Here is a 15107-nt window from a genome sequence, read left to right as displayed (position 1 = left end):
ACATAGAGTTCGAATCATCTTGAGATACATCGATACAATCACAACCCGGATAACTTTCACGTCCATCTCAAGACGCTTCCGCTATCCAAATTACTTGCTTCTTCCAGATTGTTAAAGAACGACAGCCGATACGTAAGACGTATCACTCTGACTGGCTCAATCGCCAATGAGAAAGACTCGAACAAACTGCATTCGAATATTTGTCATTGAAGATTGGAAAATGCGGCCGGCACTATAGCCGGTTTAACCGCAGACAGACAGTCTGTCTTAACCAACAGCCGATAAGCGTGAGCGCTCAACTTTGCGAGAAGCTCTGGAAAGGAGGTGATCCAGCCGCACCTTCCGATACGGCTACCTTGTTACGACTTCACCCCAGTCATGAATCCTACCGTGGTGACCGTCCTCCTTGCGGTTAGACTAGCCACTTCTGGTAAAACCCACTCCCATGGTGTGACGGGCGGTGTGTACAAGACCCGGGAACGTATTCACCGCGGCATGCTGATCCGCGATTACTAGCGATTCCAGCTTCATGCACTCGAGTTGCAGAGTGCAATCCGGACTACGATCGGTTTTCTGGGATTAGCTCCCCCTCGCGGGTTGGCAACCCTCTGTTCCGACCATTGTATGACGTGTGAAGCCCTACCCATAAGGGCCATGAGGACTTGACGTCATCCCCACCTTCCTCCGGTTTGTCACCGGCAGTCTCCTTAGAGTGCTCTTGCGTAGCAACTAAGGACAAGGGTTGCGCTCGTTGCGGGACTTAACCCAACATCTCACGACACGAGCTGACGACAGCCATGCAGCACCTGTGTATCGGTTCTCTTTCGAGCACTCCCGCCTCTCAGCAGGATTCCGACCATGTCAAGGGTAGGTAAGGTTTTTCGCGTTGCATCGAATTAATCCACATCATCCACCGCTTGTGCGGGTCCCCGTCAATTCCTTTGAGTTTTAATCTTGCGACCGTACTCCCCAGGCGGTCAACTTCACGCGTTAGCTACGTTACTAAGGAAATGAATCCCCAACAACTAGTTGACATCGTTTAGGGCGTGGACTACCAGGGTATCTAATCCTGTTTGCTCCCCACGCTTTCGTGCATGAGCGTCAGTATTGGCCCAGGGGGCTGCCTTCGCCATCGGTATTCCTCCACATCTCTACGCATTTCACTGCTACACGTGGAATTCTACCCCCCTCTGCCATACTCTAGCCTGCCAGTCACCAATGCAGTTCCCAGGTTGAGCCCGGGGATTTCACATCGGTCTTAGCAAACCGCCTGCGCACGCTTTACGCCCAGTAATTCCGATTAACGCTCGCACCCTACGTATTACCGCGGCTGCTGGCACGTAGTTAGCCGGTGCTTATTCTTCCGGTACCGTCATCCCCCGGCTGTATTAGAACCAAGGATTTCTTTCCGGACAAAAGTGCTTTACAACCCGAAGGCCTTCTTCACACACGCGGCATTGCTGGATCAGGCTTTCGCCCATTGTCCAAAATTCCCCACTGCTGCCTCCCGTAGGAGTCTGGGCCGTGTCTCAGTCCCAGTGTGGCTGGTCGTCCTCTCAGACCAGCTACTGATCGTCGCCTTGGTAGGCCTTTACCCCACCAACTAGCTAATCAGCCATCGGCCAACCCTATAGCGCGAGGCCCGAAGGTCCCCCGCTTTCATCCGTAGATCGTATGCGGTATTAATCCGGCTTTCGCCGGGCTATCCCCCACTACAGGACATGTTCCGATGTATTACTCACCCGTTCGCCACTCGCCACCAGGTGCAAGCACCCGTGCTGCCGTTCGACTTGCATGTGTAAGGCATGCCGCCAGCGTTCAATCTGAGCCAGGATCAAACTCTTCAGTTTAAACCTGTTACTGTTTTCGGTTCTTTCGAACCGGTCGCTCACTCAAAGCTGACAGGTATATGAATCACTTCATAAACCTGACTTACTTTAGTGTGAGACTCTTGATACTTTCGCTTTCTGATCCGAGGATCAGCTCGCTTCCATCAAGCGCCCACACTTATCGGCTGTTAATTTTTAAAGAACGTCGCGTTTCAAACGTCTCGTTTGTTTCGCGTCTCAATCAAGAGAGGCCGAATTATGGTTTTCCCCGACTTCGCCGTCAAGTACTTTTTGAAAAATTCTTGAAACATTTTTTTGGCAGGAGGTGGAGCCGGGAATCGACGGGGTTGCAGCCGGTGGCATAGAGGCGGCAACGCGGGTACGCCGGTAGCCCACGAACCGCCCCGCCGCAGCGAACGCAACCTTCCGTCGCTCACCGGCCCACCATCGCCCTCACCACGCCATCCCTCCGAATCAACCCGTGATACAGCGCCGCCGCAAAGTGCGCGAGGAACGTGGCGAAGAACAGGTAAGCCAGCACCCGGTGCGCGACCCTGAGCCACGCAAACGTCACGGGATCAGCCGAAACCAGAGCCGGCAACTGCACGCCATCGCCCAGCGTCACCGGATACCCGCCCGCCGAAAGCATCGCCCACCCGATCAACGGCATCGCGACCATCAGCGCATACAGCACGAGATGCGACCCATGCGCGGCAACCTTCTGCCACCACGGCAAGTCTTCAGGCAACGCCGGCGGCTTCGATAAAAACCGCACCACGATCCGCACGCAAACAAGCACCAGCACGGCGATACCCAGCGGCTTATGAATCGCCACCAAAACCGCATGCCGCTCGGAGACAGACGAAACCATCCCCACTCCGATAAACAGCATCGCGACGATCATCGCGGCCATCACCCAATGCAGCATCCTTGCCGGCAGACTAAATGTCGTAGAAGTCTTCATCACCGCCCCTCCGAACTCAACTTGGCCACTCCCGCCACCCCAGCCTCTTCACTGGTCCGCCGCAGATACGAATCCGCATATGCCGCCGACCGCGCCGCCAGCAACGGATCCCCCGACACCTGAATCCCCTGCGGCAGCACCGTCGGGTCGTAATTCACATCCCGGCACGGCCCGCTGTCCTGCACCTCCACGCGGTCGAGCACGAGCGTCCCCGCATCGATCGTCGTCCGCTGCGCGGGCCAGACCTTCGTCGCGTCGTCCACCGGATCGCCGGGCTCCGCCAGGGTGACCAGCAGCTTCCACTTCTGCGCACCCGCCGCGATGCGCTGCGTCACGTCCTGTTGCAACACGTTCGGATCCGCGGCCGTCGCGACGTCCCCGGCGCCGGCCGTCTGCTCCGGCACGACCCGCCACCTCACCGCCTGGCGCTTGCCCGCCGCATCGACGAAGTAGAACGCGTTCAACCCGTAATAACTCTCGGTGACGTAGCTCGCGCTCGGTTTCGCACCCTTCACCCACTGCAGGAACGCGGACGTCTCCGGATGCGCGCCGAAAAACGCCTTCACCTTCGCCGGATCGGGCTTGCCCGTCTTCGGATCGGGCCGGGTCGCCACTGTCTGCTGGTAGAACGCCTGCGGCGTCGCCACCGGAAACACGGGCATCGCGTTCATCCCGGTCCGCCATTGCTCGCCGTCCGGCGCGGTGAGCTTCAGCGCGAGGCTGCGGATCGGCACGCTGCTGTCGGGCGCATACGGATTTCCGCCCGGCAACGCGAACCGCCCGATCACCGGCGTGCGCACTGCCTTGAAAAACGGCGCGACCGAATACGCGCTCGCGGCCCCGTTGCCTTCGAAGTAACCGGTCACGCACACGCCCTTCGCGTGATTGCGCCGGTAGCCTGGATGGACGCCGCTGTTGGTCTGCAGCGCGTCGACGAGCCGCTGCGGGGTCAGACGGGCCGGCGCGAGCCACCCGCCGGCATACCCGAACGCGACGGCCACGCCGGCCACCGCGCCGCCGATCGCGGCCCAGCGCCACCACCCGCGCCCGGGCTCGCGCTGCGGCGAAGAAGAGGAAGATTGCTTCATGGATGCACTCCCGATCGTCAGATCATTGTCGAACCCGCGTAGGACGCCACCCGCGCCGCTTTATTCCACGAAAAATTTTTTCCTATGCTTGATGGAATAATCGACGCCGACCGGCGTCCTACGCGGCATCTCGACCCTTTCGGCAACCGGCCCGGCCATGCCCTCCACCGCTCTCGACGACGACGCGTTGCGCGAACTCCTCCCCAGGCTGCGACGCTTCGCGCTCTGGCTGGCGCGCGACGTCCATGCGGCCGACGATCTCGTTCAGTCGACGCTCGAGCGCGCGCTGTCGCGCTGGACGAGCCGCCGCGACGACGCGTCGCTGCGCAGCTGGCTCTTCACGATCCTTTACCGGCAGTTTCTCGACGGCAAACGCAACGCGAAGCGCTACGCATGGCTGCTCGGCCGCATCCGGAGCGACGACGAAGCGCACTGGCCGTCCGCCGAACGCGAATTCGCGGCGCGCGCGACGCTCGAAGCGTTCGGCCGCCTCTCCGACGAGCAGCGCAGCCTGCTGCTGCTCGTCGCGGTCGAGGGCTTCACCTATCAGGAAGTCGCCGACCTGCTCGACGTGCCGATCGGCACCGTGATGTCGCGGCTCTCCCGCGCGCGCCAGGCGCTGCGCCAGCTCAGCGACGGCGAGCTTCCCGCTCCTTCTTTGCGATTGATGAAGAAATGAATACCCCTCCGAACGAACACGACCTTCAGGCCTATGTCGACGGCCAGCTCGACGACGATGCGCGCGCCGCGGTCGAGCGTTATCTCGCGCTGCATCCGGAGCGCGCGGAACAGGTGAAGCAATGGCAGCAGGATGCGCAGCGGTTGAGGGCTGCGCTCGAGATCGTGCGAATGCCGGCGGATAACCCCGCGCTCGATCCGGCGGCGATTCGCGCACGGCGGGCGGAGCGCTCGCGGATGCGGTTTGCGATGGCGGCTTCGTTCGTGTTCTGCGTCGGGCTGGGGACGTTTGGCGGGTGGCAGGCGCGCGGGTGGAACGCGGCGCCGGCTGTCGCGCCGATGAGCGATGCGGTCGAGGCCTACAAGATGATGGTGGTCGATCAAACGGCGAAGGTGGATTATCGGCCGACGGGTGCGAGGGATTTGCAGGGGTGGCTCACCAAGCGTGTCGGGGCTTCCGCACGGCTGCCGGATTTGAGCGCGGCGGGGTTCAGGCCGGTCGGCGGACGGTTGTTCACGACGGACAGTGGGGGCACGGCTGCGATGGTGCTCTACGAGGACGGTGCCGGGCGAACGCTGAGCTTCTATCTCCGTCCAGCGGAATCGGCACATCGGCTGCTGCCGGCCGGGCAACGCGCGGATGGCGCGTTGCTCGCGCGGTATGGGTCGGTGAACGGGCTCAACTATGCGGTGGTCGGGCCGGCCGGCAGTCTTGGGGAAAAGGCGGTCGTGCAGGCGCTCGATCAGCAGACTTGAGCAGTACAATGCGCGCCGCGCTGGTGGTCGTCGGTGGCCACCGGCGGCCCAAACGGTGAGGCTTGGCTGGCTTGAGCGTGCTCACGCTCACCGCTCGAATGCACAGCGTTTGGACTGACTTTGCTGGTCGGTTGTCCACATCGAAACGCGCTCGGCACCCTCACCTTTAAAATCACAGGGTTTCGAGTCGCCGCGGAACAGGATATCCACATCGATCATGGTGATGCCGCGGGCTGTCGTCGGTCGGCTTGCTCACCTCTGGCGAGCACAGCGTTTCGGGTTGTTTTGGAGCTGCGATATCCACAACCCTTGCGGTAAAACGAATGCCTGCACCGGGTTCGATTACGCTCACCGGTTGAATGCACAGGGTTTCGAGTTCCTTGAATTCTCGATATCCACAAGACATTCAACCACGGAGCGTTGCTCGAGAATTATCCACATCATCTGGTCAAATCCTGCAAAGCCCGGACAGGCAAGGCCCTCGGGCTGATGCATCTTGTCGAAGGCAAGATGCTCACCCATCCGATGCACAGGGATTTGACTGATTCCGCATGCGGGTTGTCCACATCCCGCCTGTCGACAGCGGCAAGACACGCGATGGATTTTCCGCACGCGATCGACAGCCTTCCATCCAGTCGTGCGTGCACGTATTCGGATTGGTTTGTCCCGATCGGAATTTGCTGGAATCCGCGCCCTGCCTGCAATCCGAACGCACGCTCACCAACAAAATGCACAGCGTTACGAATCGTTTTGCGTGCCGGTTATCCACACACGAACGCAGGACACTTTCACCGCCACCCAAGTCACTTGGCCCGATAAATCCTGAAAATCTCGCCGTTTTCCGGAGAGACGACGTACTGAATCGACGTCCCGAAGGAATCCTCGCCCACCGGCGCCGGCTGCATGAACGTCATGATCGCTCCGCTGCGTTCACGCCGGCGTGCCGTCGTCGCTCAAGCCACTGCGCTTCAACACATCGCGCAGGCAGGTTCGACAAACCAGTTCACCCGCGTGCCTCAGCTTCTGGAACACCGCCTCGTCATCGAGCCTGAGCATCGATCGCTCGATCCCGACATCGGGCCCGAGCACCTTGCGCAGAAACGCTTCGCTGAACCAGTATCGGGAATCGTGCTTCACGGTGCCATCAATCACCTGCACGACATGGCAATCGCGAATCACGTCGATCGACAGGATCGCTGCTTCGATATCCGGCGACGTGCGCGTCGGCAGAATCAACCCGTGAAGCTCGCATCGCGCGAAACCGCGCGGCCATTTCGCATTCGCCGCAACGACGGACGTATCGAAGGCCTGCTCCTTCGCAGTCGGTTTATACGGCTCCTCGCCTGAGCGCACGAGCAGCTCGTCCAGGCATGTCGAACACACATACGCGCGCAAACGCTCGAGCGCCGCGATCTTCGGAAACGCTTTCACATGCGCGACGTTATCGACAAAGATCGCATCGACCTCGTGCGTGTCGAGCTCGGCACGCAGCATCCACAATGCTCGGCTGCCCTTCCGACGATCGAGCGAGACCTTCACGAGTTCGCCGGGAATGAACTGCCCACGCGACCGAATGCGCGCGGCAAGGCCCGTCGAAGTCGTCATCACGTGATCGTATCCGTGCCGATGGCAAACGATCGGTCCCATCACCGGCTCCCGTTGCGAGCGCGGCTCGCATCGCCCTGCTCTTTTTTCGGTTTCATCGTGTCGGTTTTCATCGTCGCTGGATCAGGATTCAAAGTCGACCGTCGTCCGTCGCGACGAGAAATGTGCGGCAATCGCCGAAATCACGGCCTGCCGCGTGACGACATCGATTGTCTCGCTGTCGTGTATCGGCTCCACGTACTTCATTGAATCGATGTAGACGACGAATGCGGGACCGTCGTCCGCGGCCGGCAGCAGCGCTTCGCCAAGCACCCGGACAGTGTGCTCGCCATCGGACAGCACCATTGCACCGCGCGACACCGTCAGGACCTTGTACGTCATCGTTTTGCCTCGCGTGATTCAGCCGTCACGACATCGCATCTCGAAACTCAAATCCCCTTGCCTCGGATCGTAGCGAAACTCGGCGACTCCCCACGCACACGGTTCGAGCCTGGCGACCGCAGGGTGCTCGCTCACCACCGTCAATCCAGATGACCTCGCAATTGACCGAACGATCTTCGATTCGGTGATGCTCGCGTCGAGGAAGCGGATCGAGTCGAACAGGATTGTCACGCTCGCCAGCCGCCCTTCGGTCATGTCGATTACGCATTCAGCCGGATGACCGCCGAAGGTGACTTTCTGCGACAGGCGATAACGCACCGCACCGTTCTTCAACGGCTGCGCCGATGAGCACAAGCGATGAATGTCCTCACCCAACTGCCCATCGCTTCCGACTTCGATGCGAGCACGGTCCGCATGAACCGCGCCGCTTTGCCAGTCAACCCGAATCGCAAGTGCCATGTCGCAAGAACTTCGCATCCTGAATGCCGGCGATTCTACAGACACTGCGGTTCGCACCTCGTCCGCATGGCCCACACCCTGTCGCTTCGTTCTTCTGTTCACGCACGCAGTGCATATCCTGCGCGAATCACAGTCGCCGGACTGTGCTTATCCAAAGGTGTTAACAGGGTTCGTATACATACGTAGTGATAGTTAACAAGCCCTGTGCCTCACAGTGGATAACCTCCCTAACGCACTGAATTATCAACACGAAGCAGAATGCATAACCATGGGTGCGTCACGTGCACAGCTCCGCGCAGCACAGAACAACTTTTCGCTGATTCACAGCCGCGACGACATATCCTCAATCGCTCCACTGTGAATCCAGAGGCTTGCCGGATGGTTATCCAGAGGGGAATGTGGATAACATCGTGGCGCCGACGCGTTTCGCTGTGACACCACGCATCACGCACGTGCAGCAACCAACGAGAACGCCCACCCACCCACCCACCCACACGCCTCCGATTCAAAAAATTTTCACAAAGGGGCTTGTGCTCTGCAAAAACCCTCTCTATAATTCGCGGCTTCTTAGGCTCGTAGCTCAGTTGGTTAGAGCACCACCTTGACATGGTGGGGGTCGTTGGTTCGAATCCAATCGAGCCTACCAACGAACAAAATGAAGGGGTCTGGCAGCACAAATTGCCTACAGGCAATGCGGCTCGCCAACATACAAACGCCACGCGGCAACTTCGCGTGGCGTTTTTCTTTTTCCGGTCGAAACAACGCGAAACAGCGCATGTTGCCTCGATGCATCGCGCGATCCACGGCCTCGCATTCCCACCGACATCCCGACCTGCCATACAACGGCCACTGCACGGCGAGTAGAATCATGTGCCAGTCGAAGCGGCCGCTACGCACGCCGCCCGATTCCCGGCGCACCCAAACCGCATCAGAACAACAACGCGCGATCCGCGCGACTGAGAGCAAACGACCATGTCCGAGGTCACGATCACCACATCGTCCGCGAGCAACGACGAAATCGCCGCTTACGTCGGCAAGAAGGCCGACTGGTTCGAGAAGAAATGGACGATCGCCGCTTCGCGCAAGAACCGGCAGTCCTGGAACTGGGCGGCCTGCTTCCTGGGCCCGGTCTGGATGGCGTATCGCTGCATGTACTGGCAAGCGGCCGCCGTGCTGGGCGTAACGCTCGGCATCACGCTGGTCGAACTGCTGTACTTCCCGAAATACTTCGAATCGAGCACGCTCGACCCGGTCACCATCGGGATCGCAGTTGCGCTCGGCTGGTGCGGGAACGGCATCTACAAGGCGCACGTCGAACGCAAGATCGAAAAGCTGCGCCCGAACGCGACGTCCAACGAATCGTTTCTCGCGCTGCTGGAGGCGCAAGGCGGCACGAACTGGCTTGCAGCGGCCGGCTTCGCCGTCGCAACACCGCTGCTCGGTTTCCTGATGATCATGATCCGCAACGTCGTGGCCGTGACGTATTGATCGCGGGAACCGGCGACCGGAAAAGCAGGGCGGAGAAGCAGGCGGAGGGCGTCGCCGCCGTGCACGTGCACGGCACCCGACGCACATCCCGCGGCACTCAATGCAAATGCTTCAACTTGTCAGGATTGCGTACGACATAGATCGCGACGATCTTCCCGTCCTCGATCTCGAGCGCCGTCGTCTGCAGCTCGCCATCCGATTCCAGCGTAACGAAACCCGGCAGCCCGTTGATGAACCCGGCCCGCACGAGCTTCGACGCGTGCGTCGCGAACAGTTCGGCCAGATACTCGTGCACTTTCATCACGCGCTCGAAGCCGAACACCGGCTTGCCCGCGGCCGTGCGCTTGCCGCCGCCGTCCGAATGCAGGCTCACGTCCTCGGCGAGCATCGCGCCGAGCGCCCGCATGTCGCCGCTGCGTGATGCCGCGAAGAACGCCTCGGCCAGCTCGATCCCGCGCTGCTTCTCGACATGAAAACGCGGCCGCGCCTCGCGCACATGCGTGCGGGCCCGCGCGGCGAGCTGCCGGCACGCGGCCGGGTCGCGCTGGATCGTCGTGGCGACTTCGTCGAACTCGAGGCCGAACACGTCGTGCAGCAGGAACGCCGCGCGCTCCAGCGGCGAGAGCCGTTCGAGCGCGAGCAGCAGCGGCAGCGTGACGTCATCCTGTTCGTCTTCCTCGACGACCGGCTCGGGCAGCCACGGGCCGATATAGGTCTCGCGCTGGTGCCGCGCGGACTTCAGCTGGTCGAGGCACATGCGCATCACCATGCGGCGCAGGAACGCCTCGGGCACGCGCACCTCGGTACGGTCGACGTCCATCCAGCGGATGAACGCCTCCTGCACCATGTCCTCGGCATCCGCGACGGAACCGAGCATCCGGTACGCGACGCGGATCAGCGTGCGGCGCAGCGGGTCGAAGCTCGCGGCCGCGTCGGCCCGTTCTTCGGCGCTGCCCTTGGCCGGATCGAGGTTCGTCATCAGGCCACCATCTTCGCGGCAGCGGCCTTCGCGTCGGCCGGATCGATCCACAGCCCGAAGCCGACGGCGAGCCGGTTCCAGCCGTTGATCACGTTGATCATCAGCGTGAGTTTCACCTGTTCCTCCTGGCTGAAGTGGTCGTTCAGCGCCGCATAGGCCGCTTCGTGCGCGGCGTGGCCCTCCGACAGCCGCGTGAGCGCGTCGGTCCAGCCGAGCGCCGCGCGTTCGCGGTCGGTGTAGCAGGGCGCTTCGCGCCACGCGGACAGCAGGTAGATGCGCTGCTCGGTCTCGCCTTGCTCGCGCGCCTCGGCGGTGTGCATGTTAATGCAGTTCGCGCACGCGTTGATCTGCGATGCGCGGATCTTGACCAGCTCGATCAACGTCGGCTCGAGGCTCCCGGCGGCGGCGACCGACACGGTCATCCAGTTCTTCATCAGCGCGGGCGCGGCGGCAAACGGATTGAGTTTCGCAGTCATGGTTCCTTCTCCTTTCGTGTGGGTTCCGGTGATATGACGAGCGAGCCCCCCGCGGGTGTGACATCGGTGCAAAAAATTTTTTCGAAGCGGGCGGGGAGACGTGGCGCGGATGCACCACGGGGCGAGTCAGCAGGGCGCCCACGCCCACGATCGACCGACGAGACGGCGTTTGTCAGACGAGAACCCATGCATCAGCGGTGCCATCACGATCGCCGCGCGGATGTCATGGGTCGTCAGTAGCCGCAGCAGCCGGCATGCGCATTGCGCGCCCCCGCAATGCAGCGCCCCGACAGACATCGATGGCTTGTCACGCATACGACACGCGCACGGCCAACACTTTCATTTTTCTTTCGTTACGCGCTTTATCGGCATCCCGATTCGCAGCATTCACATTTCTGGACCATACTGTTCTGCACGGGCAGATGAAGTGACGCCGCATCTGCGGCCCGGCGCGCGCGCCGGCTGCCCGACGACGCAGCAGCAGGTCGCACGTCAGCCGCGCGCATCACGCGCAAGGCTTTCCCTTTTCCGGCAACGCAACGCAGCGAATCGCGACGTGGACGGTAAACCGATGAGCCTCCTTGCATCACAGCTTCAGCGCCGTTTCCGGGACGTGCGCGCCCATAGCGTCGCATTGACCGCGACGCTGTCCGCCGAAGACCAGGCCGTGCAGTCGATGCCCGACGCGAGCCCGACGAAATGGCATCTCGCGCATACGACCTGGTTCTTCGAGACCGTCGTGCTGATGCGCCGCGTGCCCGGCTACGCGCCGTTCGACGACGCCTTCCAGTTCCTCTTCAATTCCTATTACGAAGCGCTTGGCCCGCGCCATCCGCGGCCGCAGCGCGGGCTGCTCACGCGTCCGTCGCTCGACGAGGTGCACGCGTACCGGCAGCACGTCGACGCAGCGATGCTGCGCGCGCTGGCCAGCGCCGATCCGGCGCTGCTCGATGCGATCGCGCCCGAGATCGAGCTCGGCCTGCATCACGAGCAGCAGCACCAAGAACTGATCGTCACGGACATGCTGCACGCGTTCTCGTGCAACCCGCTGAAGCCGGCGTTCCGGCCGCGCAACGGGATCGACGGCGACGCGATGGCCGCGGGCGATGCCGGCGCGCAGCACTGGCTGTACCAGCCGGGCGGGCTCGTCGAGATCGGCCACGACGGCGATACGTTCTCGTTCGACAACGAACGGCCGCGCCACACGGCGCTCGTGCGGCCGTACGAGATCGCGAACCGCCTCGTGACGAATGCGGAATTCGCGGCCTTCATCGCCGACGGCGGCTACACGCGCCCCGAATACTGGCTGTCCGACGGCTGGGCCACGGTGCAGCGGGACGGGTGGCAAGGGCCCGCGTACTGGATGCCCGACGACGACGATGCGGCCGCCACGCGCGTACGGCGCACGTTCGGCCTGCACGGCGTCGAACCGCTCGCGCCCGACGCACCGGTGTGCCACGTGAGCTTCTACGAAGCGGCCGCGTATGCGGAGTGGGCCGGCGCGCGGCTGCCGACCGAGTTCGAATGGGAAGCCGCGTTCGCTGCTGACGGTATCGAGCAGATGCTCGGGCACGTGTGGCAATGGACGCGCTCGTCCTACGAGCCGTATCCGGGCTTTCGGCCGCTCGCGGGTGTCGCGGCCGAATACAACGGCAAGTTCATGGTCGGCCAGCAGGTCCTGCGCGGCAGCAGCATCGCGACGCCGCCCGGGCACGAACGGCCGACGTACCGCAATTTCTTTCCGCCGGCCGCGCGCTGGCAATTCACGGGGGTGCGACTTGCGCGAGACGTCTGACCTGGCGGCCACGAGCGGTGGCCAGCAACCCGCCCGCGATTCGCGGCCGAGCGCGTTCGAGCGCGACCTGATCGACGGGCTGTCGCGCACGCCGCGCAGCATTCCGCCGAAATACTTCTACGATGCGGCCGGCTCCGCGCTGTTCGACCGCATCTGCGACCTGCCCGAGTACTACCCGACACGCACCGAGCTCGGCATCCTGCGCGATCGCGCGGCGGAGATCGTGCGGCGCGTCGGCCCGCATGCGGACATCGTCGAATTCGGCGCGGGCTCGCTCGAGAAGATCCGCGTGCTGCTCGACGCGTTCGCGGGCAACTACGCGAACGCGCCGGCGCGCTACGTGCCGGTCGACATCTCGGCCGACTACCTGCACGGCGCGGCCGCGCGGCTGCGTTCGGCCTATCCGTGGCTCGACGTCGCGCCGCTCGCGGCCGACTACACGAAGGCCGAGCAACTGGCCGAACTGACCGCGACGCCGCGGCGGCGCATCGGCTTCTTTCCCGGCTCGACGATCGGCAACTTCTCGCCGGAAGAGGCCGACGCGTTCCTGCGCGATGCCGCGCGGCTGCTGCGCGGCGGCGGCTTGCTGGTCGGCGCCGATCTCGTGAAGGACGAGCGCACGCTGCATCACGCGTACAACGACGCGCAGGGCGTGACCGCGCAGTTCAACCTGAACCTGCTCGTGCGCGCGAACACCGAGCTCGGCGCGGACTTCGATCTCGACGCGTTCTCGCATTGCGCGTTCTACGACCGCGAGCGGCAGCGCATCGAGATGCATCTCGTCAGCGATCTCGCGCAGACGGTGCACGTGCGCGGCCACGCGTTTCGCTTCGAAGCCGGCCAGCGCATCCACACGGAGAACTCGCACAAGTTCACGATCGACGGTTTCCATGCGATCGCACGCCGCGCAGGATTCGAGCCCGATACCGTGTGGACCGACGCGGACAACCTGTTCAGCGTGCACTGGCTGCGCAGCGTCGACGATATCCGCGCGTAACGCGCGCTCCGGCGAACCGCTCGCGCACGGTGCGGCGGTTCGCACTCCGGGCACACTCGCGCACTCCGGCGCGTTCCAACAGCCCGGTTTCGTGCCGAGAATCCCCTTTTTACCGGCTCGATGCGCCGTTGCAACGGCGCGTGGAATGCCGTCTCTCCCTTTTCCAGCAAGGCTTTCCGGATGGCCGTAAACGTCCGTTACCGGTCTCGCATACCCGTTTCACCTGTGTCGGCGCCCCGTGCCTAGACTCCGAACCGTATTCACATGAAGCACGACACGTGCAGGGAGTCGCGAGATGAGCAAGAAACTTATTCTCGGTGCAGTTCTCGGTGTAGCGGCGCTGGCAGCCTCGGGCGTCGCATCGGCCCACGTCGACCTGTCGGTCGGCATCGGTGTGCCGGGCGTCTACGCGGCGCCGGCGCCCGTCTACGTGGCTCCGCCTCCGCCGGTCATGTATGCGCCGGTCGGCTATCGCGACGACGGTTGGCGCGGCGATGGCTGGCGTCAGCGCGAATGGCGCGAACACGAATGGCGCCGCCGTGAATGGCGCGATCACGAGTGGCACGATCGCGGCTGGCATGACGGCGGCTGGCGCGGCCGCGGGGACTGAGCCCGGCGACCGGTTCATGACAACAAGAGGAGAGTGAAAACATGATGCCCATTCGACACATCAGGCTGTGCGCCACCGCCGCCGTCGTTGCGCTCGCAACGATCGGCAGCGCGCACGCGGCGGGCTGCATGAAGGGCGCGGTGGTCGGCGGGGTTGCCGGCCACTACGCCGGGCACCACGCCGTCGTCGGCGCGGTCGGCGGCTGTATCGTCGGCCACCACATGGCGAAGAAGCACGCGGAAGAGCAGGCCGCGCAACACAAGGCCGCCGTGCAGGGCATGCAGCCGGCACAGTAAGTGCAAGCGGTGCCGCGCCGGCTTCGTTTCCCCGTTCACGCATGACCGGGTGGCGGCGCCATCCGGATTGATCCGATGAATGCATGCCGCACGCATCGTTACGATCATTTACAACGTCGTGTGGCGCGAATCGTGCGCGTTCTTAGAATGCAATCATACAAACGCGCTCCAGGGAGCCCAAAATGAAGCATCAACGATATCTGTCCGTACTGACGGCAGCGCTGCTCGCGCTCGGCACGGTTTCCGCGTATGCGGCTGCCGGCGGCAATGGCGGTGGCAACGGTGGCGGTCATGGCGCAGGCGGCTCCGGCGGCAACGCGGGCGGCATGTCCGGCGGCCACATGAGCGGCTCGGCGCTCAGCAACTCGAACAGCGTGCATGCGGGCGACCGCGACAAGGGTCTGTCGCGCGCGGCCGACCGCTCCGACACGATCGCCGATCGCGCCGGCATGCAGCCCGGCCACGGTCACACGCACGGGCATACGCATGGCCATACCACGCATGCGTCGACGTCCACGCATCGTTCGCGTCACAACGCATTCGGCCGCACGCTGTAAGCACAGCACGCAAATGCGATGGAAGGGCGCTTCGGCGCCCTTTTTTCATGGTGGCAGCACAACGCCGCTGTCGCGCGAAAACATCGTGCCGACCCGATTTGCAACCAGCCGTAACCGCGCCGCAAACGCACAAGAATACGAATCCCTTT

The 15107-nt window shown here is 62.9% G+C and carries 15 protein-coding genes, 1 tRNA gene and 1 rRNA gene; 9 read left to right on the top strand and 8 right to left on the bottom strand.

Translation table 11 applies throughout. The features are described from left to right. Positions 1-317 precede the first annotated feature (317 nt). The 3 genes from JYG32_RS14550 to JYG32_RS14540 form a co-directional block, all read right to left on the bottom strand. Positions 318-1850: ribosomal RNA gene (locus JYG32_RS14550) — 16S ribosomal RNA — on the bottom strand. Between the two features lie 412 nt (positions 1851-2262). Further along, positions 2263-2793, bottom strand: a complete 531-nt coding sequence (locus tag JYG32_RS14545) for a cytochrome b (RefSeq protein ID WP_213263915.1) — start codon at positions 2791-2793, stop codon at positions 2263-2265. Continuing rightward, positions 2793-3881, bottom strand: coding sequence for a catalase family peroxidase (locus JYG32_RS14540; RefSeq protein ID WP_213263914.1), 1089 nt, complete (start codon positions 3879-3881; stop codon positions 2793-2795). Before JYG32_RS14540 ends, JYG32_RS14545 begins: the two co-directional genes overlap by 1 nt. Positions 3882-4038: 157 nt before the next feature. Between JYG32_RS14540 and JYG32_RS14535 the strand changes: the two genes are divergently transcribed. Both JYG32_RS14535 and JYG32_RS14530 read left to right on the top strand, forming a co-directional pair. Further along, on the top strand, positions 4039-4560 hold the full coding sequence (locus tag JYG32_RS14535) for a sigma-70 family RNA polymerase sigma factor (RefSeq protein ID WP_213263913.1): 522 nt from the start codon (positions 4039-4041) through the stop codon (positions 4558-4560). Next, positions 4557-5315, top strand: coding sequence for an anti-sigma factor family protein (locus JYG32_RS14530; RefSeq protein ID WP_213263912.1), 759 nt, complete (start codon positions 4557-4559; stop codon positions 5313-5315). The genes JYG32_RS14535 and JYG32_RS14530 overlap by 4 nt, the downstream gene beginning before the upstream one ends. A gap of 930 nt (positions 5316-6245) precedes the next feature. On the opposite strand, the gene JYG32_RS14525 is transcribed toward JYG32_RS14530, so the two are convergent. From JYG32_RS14525 to JYG32_RS14515, 3 genes are all read right to left on the bottom strand, one after another. Continuing rightward, on the bottom strand, positions 6246-6920 hold the full coding sequence (locus JYG32_RS14525; protein ID WP_213263911.1) for a hypothetical protein: 675 nt from the start codon (positions 6918-6920) through the stop codon (positions 6246-6248). Positions 6921-7043: 123 nt separating this feature from the next. Then, the gene (locus JYG32_RS14520; protein ID WP_249744551.1) at positions 7044-7265 is read right to left on the bottom strand and encodes an Imm74 family immunity protein; all 222 of its coding nucleotides are present in this window, start codon (positions 7263-7265) and stop codon (positions 7044-7046) included. Positions 7266-7319: 54 nt separating this feature from the next. After that, positions 7320-7760: a hypothetical protein gene (locus JYG32_RS14515; protein ID WP_213263909.1), complete on the bottom strand. Its 441-nt coding sequence runs from the start codon at positions 7758-7760 to the stop codon at positions 7320-7322. A 569-nt stretch (positions 7761-8329) separates the two neighbouring features. Between JYG32_RS14515 and JYG32_RS14510 the strand changes: the two genes are divergently transcribed. Together JYG32_RS14510 and JYG32_RS14505 are read left to right on the top strand one after the other, a co-directional pair. Next, positions 8330-8406 (top strand) — tRNA-Val (locus JYG32_RS14510). Between the two features lie 326 nt (positions 8407-8732). After that, positions 8733-9248 (top strand): DUF2628 domain-containing protein, encoded by a 516-nt coding sequence (locus JYG32_RS14505; protein ID WP_213263908.1) that lies wholly within the window; start codon positions 8733-8735, stop codon positions 9246-9248. A gap of 97 nt (positions 9249-9345) precedes the next feature. Here the strand turns inward: JYG32_RS14505 and JYG32_RS14500 are convergent, their stop codons facing one another. Beyond that, positions 9346-10227 carry a sigma-70 family RNA polymerase sigma factor gene (locus JYG32_RS14500; protein ID WP_213263907.1) on the bottom strand — a complete coding sequence of 294 codons (882 nt, stop codon included), beginning with the start codon at positions 10225-10227 and terminating at the stop codon, positions 9346-9348. Next, entirely contained in the window at positions 10227-10703 is a 477-nt protein-coding gene (locus JYG32_RS14495) for a carboxymuconolactone decarboxylase family protein (protein ID WP_047899397.1), read from the bottom strand. The genes JYG32_RS14500 and JYG32_RS14495 overlap by 1 nt, the downstream gene beginning before the upstream one ends. 571 nt (positions 10704-11274) lie before the next feature. Between JYG32_RS14495 and egtB the strand changes: the two genes are divergently transcribed. From egtB to JYG32_RS14470, 5 genes are all read left to right on the top strand, one after another. Then, positions 11275-12498 carry an ergothioneine biosynthesis protein EgtB gene (egtB, locus tag JYG32_RS14490; protein ID WP_213263906.1) on the top strand — a complete coding sequence of 408 codons (1224 nt, stop codon included), beginning with the start codon at positions 11275-11277 and terminating at the stop codon, positions 12496-12498. Further along, positions 12482-13495, top strand: coding sequence for an L-histidine N(alpha)-methyltransferase (gene egtD, locus JYG32_RS14485; protein WP_213263905.1), 1014 nt, complete (start codon positions 12482-12484; stop codon positions 13493-13495). The genes egtB and egtD overlap by 17 nt, the downstream gene beginning before the upstream one ends. Before the next feature lie 295 nt (positions 13496-13790). Beyond that, positions 13791-14105 (top strand): hypothetical protein, encoded by a 315-nt coding sequence (locus tag JYG32_RS14480; RefSeq protein ID WP_213263904.1) that lies wholly within the window; start codon positions 13791-13793, stop codon positions 14103-14105. 41 nt (positions 14106-14146) lie between these two features. Further along, on the top strand, positions 14147-14401 hold the full coding sequence (locus JYG32_RS14475) for a hypothetical protein (protein WP_174381617.1): 255 nt from the start codon (positions 14147-14149) through the stop codon (positions 14399-14401). Positions 14402-14583: 182 nt separating this feature from the next. Continuing rightward, positions 14584-14958 (top strand): hypothetical protein, encoded by a 375-nt coding sequence (locus JYG32_RS14470; RefSeq protein WP_213263903.1) that lies wholly within the window; start codon positions 14584-14586, stop codon positions 14956-14958. The last annotated feature ends 149 nt before the right edge of the window (positions 14959-15107 follow it).

Source organism: Burkholderia pyrrocinia (assembly GCF_018417535.1).
In the GTDB taxonomy this organism is placed as follows: Bacteria; Pseudomonadota; Gammaproteobacteria; order Burkholderiales; family Burkholderiaceae; genus Burkholderia; species Burkholderia pyrrocinia_E.
This window is presented reverse-complemented; position numbering and strand designations above follow the sequence as displayed.